Annotated in this window: 7 protein-coding genes; 4 read left to right on the forward strand and 3 right to left on the reverse strand. The window is 26.8% G+C overall.

All coding sequences use genetic code 11. The features are described from left to right. From ACTHW2_RS05160 to ACTHW2_RS05175, 4 genes are all read left to right on the forward strand, one after another. On the forward strand, positions 1-874 hold an 874-nt coding region (locus ACTHW2_RS05160), incomplete at its 5' end, for an AAA family ATPase (RefSeq protein WP_442262845.1). After that, positions 867-2,072, forward strand: coding sequence for a DUF58 domain-containing protein (locus ACTHW2_RS05165; RefSeq protein ID WP_442262847.1), 1,206 nt, complete (start codon positions 867-869; stop codon positions 2,070-2,072). The genes ACTHW2_RS05160 and ACTHW2_RS05165, both read left to right, overlap by 8 nt. Next, complete coding sequence (locus ACTHW2_RS05170) at positions 2,065-4,332, forward strand: transglutaminase-like domain-containing protein (protein ID WP_442262849.1); 2,268 nt, start codon at positions 2,065-2,067, stop codon at positions 4,330-4,332. The genes ACTHW2_RS05165 and ACTHW2_RS05170 overlap by 8 nt, the downstream gene beginning before the upstream one ends. Positions 4,333-4,489: 157 nt before the next feature. Further along, positions 4,490-5,218, forward strand: coding sequence for a hypothetical protein (locus ACTHW2_RS05175; protein WP_442262851.1), 729 nt, complete (start codon positions 4,490-4,492; stop codon positions 5,216-5,218). Positions 5,219-5,337: 119 nt separating this feature from the next. On the opposite strand, the gene ACTHW2_RS05180 is transcribed toward ACTHW2_RS05175, so the two are convergent. The 3 genes from ACTHW2_RS05180 to ACTHW2_RS05190 all read right to left on the reverse strand — a co-directional run. Next, positions 5,338-6,255: a LiaI-LiaF-like domain-containing protein gene (locus ACTHW2_RS05180; protein WP_442262856.1), complete on the reverse strand. Its 918-nt coding sequence runs from the start codon at positions 6,253-6,255 to the stop codon at positions 5,338-5,340. Further along, on the reverse strand, positions 6,239-6,871 hold the full coding sequence (locus ACTHW2_RS05185) for a sortase (RefSeq protein WP_442262852.1): 633 nt from the start codon (positions 6,869-6,871) through the stop codon (positions 6,239-6,241). Before ACTHW2_RS05185 ends, ACTHW2_RS05180 begins: the two co-directional genes overlap by 17 nt. Positions 6,872-6,982: 111 nt before the next feature. Beyond that, positions 6,983-7,863, reverse strand: an 881-nt coding sequence (locus ACTHW2_RS05190) for a SpaA isopeptide-forming pilin-related protein (protein ID WP_442262854.1), incomplete at its 5' end; no start/stop codon positions are given.

Below are 7,863 nucleotides of genomic sequence, written 5' to 3' on the forward strand. Positions count from 1 at the left end.
GTTAGAACTTGTTTTAATCACTCTCTTTTCAAGAGGCCACCTTCTTATAGAAGATGTTCCAGGTGTAGGTAAAACAACTCTTGTAAAAGCTTTAGCCAAAAGTATGAGCCTATCTTACAGAAGGGTTCAGTTTACACCAGATATAATGCCTTCAGATGTAATAGGAGTCAGTATATATGATATAAATAAAGGAAACTTTTCTTTTAAAAAAGGACCTATTTTTAGTCAGATATTTTTAGCAGATGAAATAAATAGAACTTCTCCTAAAACACAGTCTAGTCTACTACAAGCTATGGAAGAAGGAGAAATATCTACAGAAGATAAACATTTTGTTTTAGAAAAACCTTTCATGGTGCTTGCAACTCAAAACCCACTTGAATATGGTGGTACATTTCCACTTCCTGAGGCGCAACTTGATAGGTTTTTAATAAAGATTTCACTTGGATACCCTGATAAAATGAATGAGAAGATAATATTAGAAAATTATAATAGCATAAAAGATTTAAGTCTTATAGATTCTGTTTTGGAGAAAAAAGAAGTGCTAGAAATACAAGGATTTATAGATACAATAATAGTTCACGAAGATATAATAGATTATATTGTAAATATTTCAAATACGACTAGAAGTCATAACGACTTAGAGCTAGGCGCTAGTCCAAGGGCATCTATTGACCTACTTAAAGCATCAAAATCAAAAGCTTTTTTATCTGGCAGAAACTATGTTATTCCTGATGATGTAAAAAAAATGGTCAATCCTGTTTTTTCACATAGACTTATTCTATCTCCTAGTGCTAGAATTGAAAGAAAGGATCTGGAAAACATATTGAAAGATATTTTGAATAATATTAGTATTCCGGTGATAAAGGATGAATAAATTTAAACTTTCTTATTTATTCTTACTCTTTATTACATTTTCTTTTGCATTTTTAGTAGGTGGTCCTATGCCTTATTTTTTGTTTTATGTATCTATCCTAAGTTTTTTAATACCATTTTTTCATCTTTTACTTTCTTTTATAGGTCTTAAAGCAGAATTAGACACAAAGCAAACTGAAATATATGCAGGAGATAATATAGATTTGGAATATCTTCTAATAAATAAAAACTTCTTTACTCTTCCTATTGTTGAAGTCTTTATTTATATAAACAAAACTTTAAAAGAAAAAAATATTATTTCAAAAAAACTTTCTTTAAATGCGCGCCAAAAAATTCTTTTAAAAGACAGACTGTCTTTCAAAAGAAGAGGATTTTATAAAAATATAAACTTTTCTATAAATATATCTGATATTTATTCTATATTTAAACTAAAAAAGAAAATAAATAATAAGATAAATTTACTTGTTTATCCAAAGATAATAAAACTTGATAGTTTTAAAGTATATCCTGATAAAACTTTTGGAAATGTTTTAGTAGAAAACTCTATATTTAAAGATACAACTAGCATCTCCTCTATAGATGAATATATTGAGGGTGATCCAATAAATCAGATTCATTGGAAAGTTTCTGCTAAAAGAGGAACTCCTATGATAAAAAACTTTGAACAGATAAGTAATGTTAATTTAAATTTATTTATAGAAAGTTACAAACCTTTATTTTCAAATGATATAGACCATAGAATGGAAGACAAAATAGTCGATGTGTCTTTAGCTATTGTAAGTTATTTATTTAATTTAGATATAGACATATCTTTAAATACTTATTCAGGAAATGACCCTATAAAAATTTCTAATGTAAAAAAAGATAGATTTAAATATTTTCTAGAAACATTTTCAAGATTTCAAAGTGATGGTCAAAGGAGTATTTTAGATTTAATAGAAGAAAAAATAAATTCTTTTACACAAAACTCTATAGTAATTATAGTAGCACCAATATTAGATAAGAAAATGGCTGAAATAGGAATAAAACTTAAAATGAAAAACGTAATTCCAATATTTATATCTATATATGATAAAAATAATGATAATTACAAAATCGATTCAAGTATTAAAAAAAGACTAAATGAAGAAAATATACAATTATATTTTTTAGATTACCATACAAATGTCAAAGAAACACTGGAGATAAATTATGAATAAAACAAATAATATACAAGGGGCTTTATTAACAAATATAATATATCTGTCTATGATATATACACTAACTACTCTTATTGGCAAGGTTATAAATTTAAAACTAGATGTTTTAGATCAAATAATTATAGTTATAATAATATCAAGTATTATAAGATGTTTTATTATCTATCCTATCTTCTTTTTTATAAGTTCAGCTATAGGATTTTTATCTATGCTATATATTAATAAATATAAATTTCCTATATTTTTATTAGCTAAAGATAAATCTATGATACTATTTTCAGATATTATCAATAATATACAAGATTTAAGTCCTATATCACATACTAATACACTTTTATTTTATCTTATAATAGTTATATTTGTTTCTTCATTCACAGCTTTTATTATATATAAAATGAAAAACATCTTTATTTTAGCACCAATTTACTTAACTGTATTTTTAATCTATTGGTATTCTTTTATTGATGAAGCATATATCTATACTGCTATATTTTTATTTCTTTTTTTAATATTATTTGGAATAAACAAATATAAGAAAAATATTATGTTCAATAAAAAAACTTTAAATACTTGGTCCGCTACTAGCATTATATATAATATTTTAATAATATCTATTGCATTTTCTTTACCTAAATCAAATAACTATCTTTCTTGGCCTAATTTACAGGAAAAAGTATACGATATATTTCCAGTAGTTGAAGATTTAAGATACTATAAGGAATATAATAGAAAAACTTCTAGTTCTAAACTTTTTAGTTTTTCTGAAACTAGTTTCTCAGAAAAAGATAAAGATTTAGGAGGTCCCTTAACCTTAAGTGAAAGAAAAGTTATGACTGTTGAATCTAAGGAATCTATCTACCTAAGAGGTAAGGTAAATCATATTTATACAGGTAAAAAATGGTTAGGTTTTTTCGATGATCCTTTAAAATATAATCTTAAAGAAGATATTAATTTTATATCAGACAATGAAAAAGATCGATTTTATACTCGCAATAAAATAAAAGTAAAATTTGACTCCTTTTCATCTAAAACTATCTTTACACCATATAAACCTGAAAGTATTAAATTAGGTAGAAACTTTTCTATTTTTGTAAATAATGATGACATAGTTTTTTCTACAGATGGAGTATATAAAGATGAAAGTTATACTGTAGAATATTTAAAACCTTTACCCTATGAAGTATTAATGAAAAATCGAATAGATAAAAGAAAAACTAGTTTTATAAACTCAGATATTTATCTTAACTTACCTGAAGATGTAATCACAAATAGAACTAAAGAATTAACCTATTCCCTAGTAGAAGATATGGATAGCGACTATGAAAAAGCGATAATTATACAAGACTATTTAAGAAATAACTATAAGTATAATTTAGACGTAAAGAAATTACCAAGTAATACAGATTTTGTAGATCACTTTTTATTTGAAGAAAAGGAAGGATATTGCACCTATTATGCAAGTGCTATGGCTGTTATGCTTAGGTTAGAAAATATACCAACTAGATATGTAGAAGGATATATAGTAAAAGAAAAAATTGATACAAAAAAATATCAAGTTAGACAAAAACATGCCCATGCCTGGGTTGAAGCTTTTATAGAACCAGTTGGTTGGGTAAGCTTTGAACCTACAGCAGCATATGAACCTTTAGATAATGAAATAATAGAAGAAGAAAATATAAGTCCTGATACTGAAGATGATAAGGAAGAAATTGAAGATGAAGCACCCTCTAACCTTCCTATTGTTGAAGATGAAGATGACTTTGAAGATAAAAACAATACAGTAATAGATAATCAATCTGATAATAATGTCCCTATATTTAAAATAGTTTCTATAAGTTTAGCCATTATATTTTTACTTTCTTTTCTTATAAGAATTTTAACAAGGTATCTAAAATATAGACATAAAGAAAAATATTTTAATTCTCTTGGAGATAGATCAAAGATAATACTTCTATACAAAGATATTACTGATTTAATAGATATTTTGGGATTCCCAGTCTTAACTGGAGAAACTCATTTTGAATATGTAGATAGAATAGATTTTAAATTTATAGATTCCAATGGAAACAATATTAAATATATAACTAATATATTTGTCAATATTAAATATAGCGATAAAAAAGTACTAGATACTTATATATCCCCTATGATAATATATAAAAAAGATTTGGATAAAAAACTACAAACTAAAATTGGTAAATTTAGATATTTATACAGGAAATATATCAATATTTACTTTAAGAAGAAAGAAATACCTTAAATCATAAAAGATATTTTGAACCTTTTTTCTTTAAAAATTTTAATTTTTTAATAATATAACTATCATTTTATATAAATATATACTAGTAATTTCACTTATAAGTAATAAGCTTATTAATATATTAAATGGGTAAATAAAATAATAGGAGATGATGATAATGAAAAAACTTAAATTTATTTCTATACTTCTTTTATTATCTGTTTTAATTGTAGCTTGTAATGGCGCTAGTTCAAACGAAGGCTTAGACATGGATGAGGTTCTAAATAACATGGAAGAAAACTCTGAAGATTTGAAGTCCGTTTCAGAAAATGTAGAGTTTAAAATAGAAAACAACATTAATAACGAGCTTAAAAAAATGGAACAAGAAATGGAATCCGTTTTCTTATATGGTGAAGAGGGTACAATAACTCATATCCATACAAAACAAAAAAGTGTAGCAAACGGTCAACAACAAACAATGGAGTTTATTAAGATACCTGGAGAAGCTCATATATATGATGGTATTAAATGGCAAAAATATACTGGTTCTGAAAACTATAGTACGACCTATAAACCAGTAATGGATACTCTTTTAACAGCAAAAAATGGTATGGAAATGAAAGAAGAAGAAGATAGTTATGTGTTTTATTTTAAAGGAAGGGATGCAGCAGTTTATGATTCAATCAGAGTTCCTTTTAATCTTTCATATCAGGGTGTAAAACCAGGAGACATTGACCTAGATATAACTTTTAAAATTAACAAAGAAAATATGAATATGGAAAATGCATATATAGGCTCTTCTGTTTCTGTAAATGATGATAGTAGTGATGCAATTGGCGAGATTGAATTTTTTGATTTCGATGAAACAGAAGATATAGAACTTCCTGATGAAGTTAAAAGCAATTAAATTTTCTTAAATAAAAAACAAAGTAAAATAAGTTTAAACTTATTTTACTTTGTTTTTTATTTTTATATGTTGATCTTTCCTGTTTACCAATTTATGTTTTTCTTTCATGTCATTTATTTCTAATAATAATTTATGTCAAAATTTCCTACACCCATATCTACTTCTATTTCATATTTTGAACTTGCCCTATCATAGTTGTCTGAAATATATATTCCTTTAGATTCTTCTATCAAACCTATTTTATCTAGATTTGTACTATTTAATGCACCATCTAAATCTATTTTTAAACCTACATCTTTAGGTACATTTATTATTATTTTAGAAGCTCCAGCATCTATATCTATAGAAGTAAAATTATTCTTATTACCTAGAGTCATGTCAAGGTTTCCAGCACCCATATCTAGGTTAATCTGATTTACTATTATATCTTTTAAGTTTAGCTCTCCAGATACTGCCCCCATATTCATTTTAAATTCCCATGGAATCTCTCTATTTATTCCTAGTTCAAAGTTTCTCGATTTTCCATTTATAAAAGTATTGCCTTTATTTGATATATGGACATTTTCAATAGAATCTTTATTATTAAACTTATATTTAAAAGCCCCATCATGTTCTATCTTTATTAAATCATCTTCTATAGAGTCTATTTTAAAACTTGTAGCTCCTACATCTAAATGGAGTTTTCCTTTTTCTATCTCTTTTCTCATCTCAGTACTATATATTTCTTCTTCAAAGGTATTATTATAATCTTTTTCAAATATATTATCTTTTATAAAGAAACTATAAGCTACTAATATTACTAAAAATAAAATCCATAGAACCACATTTAATAATTCTTTTTTAAAGATCATGCCTATACCTATTACAACCAATATAAGTGGCCATAAGTCAAATATTCCTCTTAACAAATTCTTGAAAATACCATAAATACTTATATCTATTATATTAAAATTGCTTAAAATCCATACAATTCCTATTATAATTAAAGCAATACCTAAATTTGTTTTTTTACCTTCGATTTTAATCCTCTCCTTTATCTATATCATCCTTTAACCTTGCCCGAACTATTATCCTCTTTTTATTGCTTATTCCATCTTCTCTTTCACAACTAGTAAGTGTCAGGGCGCCATAGTCTGTATCCTTTATAACAGAAGTATCTGTAGGATCTACTATAAATACACTCTCTACAATATATTCATGAACTCCTTGTTTAGTCTCTAAAGTTATAGGATCGCCCTCTTTTAGCTTGTCTAAATGCCTAAAATAGTCAGCAGGACCTGTTCTATGTGCAGCTATAGCAACATTATTAGAACCACCAGGTAAATCTGTTGATCTATAGTGAGCTGGCGGATAGTTGGCATTTTGAGCAAATACATCTATATCACTTGCTTCCATTTCAACAACCATGGCTTCTACATCTATATCAGGAATTGTCATAAGAGTATCCGGCCAAGCATCATATTCTATATTTTGACTCTCTGTTTCTATTATATCATTTTGTTTATCTGCATTATCTAGTTCTTTATTTTTATCAAATTCTTCCCTTAATTTTTTCTGATCCATTCTTGTGGTCATCCTAAGTTTTAAAGGATAAGCTACAATAAGCATCCCAAATAAGATTAGGAAAAATCCAATTATTTTTCTTTTTTTCATAATCCTCACCTCTTTAAATATATACCCTTATTCTATATATAATTCCCATAAGAGTAAAATAAAACAGCTAAACTTTTAAAGGTTTAGCTGTTTTATAATATTATTTTTAATTTATCTTTCTATTTTCTTCTTTTTTAATACAAACGCCGCTCCTAAAAGCATCAATATAAATCCTATTGGAATCAAGAAATTTATATCTGTACCAGTTTGTACTAAAGTTTCTCTACTATAGTCTTTTGAATCCGTTAAATCTTTTGCTTCTCCTGGTCCTTCTGGAGCCTTTGGATCTTGTGGATCTTCTGGTTTTTGTGGAGTTTTTGGATCCTCAGAATCATCCTCGTCCTCTGGATCTTCCGGATCCTCTGGGTCTTCCGGATCTTCTGGATCTTCTGGGTCTTCTGGATCTTCTGGGTCTTCTGGATCTGTTGGATCTGTTGGATCTTCTGAATCACTAATATTTACTACTTCTCCTAATTCAATTATTTGTTCCTGTTCTCTTACTTCTACTACAAATGTTTCATTTGACGACATATAACCTTCTGGAGCTTCTATTTCTTCTACAGTATAGTCTCCATAAGATATACCATCTATTCTTACCAGACCATTTTCATCACTTGTTACAGTCTCTATTAAATTATCATCTTCATCATAAAGACCAAACTTTGCTCCGGCTAATGGATTACCATCTTCATCTACTTTTGTTAAGAATACTACTCCCTTTATTTCTATATTTCTTACAATTCCTAAATCAATTATTTCCTTGTGTTCTTCTATACTTATATCAAAAGTTTCATTTGAAACTACATACCCTTCTGGTGCCTCTATTTCTTTTATTGTATAATCACCATAAGGTATATCATCAAATACTACCAAACCATTACTATCACTTGTTACAGTCTCTATTAAATTATCATCTTCATCATAAAGACCAAACTTGGCTCCGGCTAGTACATTTCCATTATCCATATTGTCTTCTTTAGTTAAAACTACAG

Source organism: Tissierella sp. (assembly GCF_052089545.1).
In the GTDB taxonomy this organism is placed as follows: Bacteria; Bacillota; Clostridia; order Tissierellales; family Tissierellaceae; genus Tissierella_A.

Bases quoted from the DNA above. Each gene is read 5' to 3' on its own strand.
- ACTHW2_RS05165 (WP_442262847.1), top strand. From the start codon at position 867: ATGAATAAATTTAAACTTTCTTATTTATTCTTACTCTTTATTACATTT.
- ACTHW2_RS05170 (WP_442262849.1), top strand. From the start codon at position 2,065: ATGAATAAAACAAATAATATACAAGGGGCTTTATTAACAAATATAATA.
- ACTHW2_RS05185 (WP_442262852.1), bottom strand. From the start codon at position 6,871: ATGAAAAAAAGAAAAATAATTGGATTTTTCCTAATCTTATTTGGGATG.
- ACTHW2_RS05175 (WP_442262851.1), top strand. From the start codon at position 4,490: ATGAAAAAACTTAAATTTATTTCTATACTTCTTTTATTATCTGTTTTA.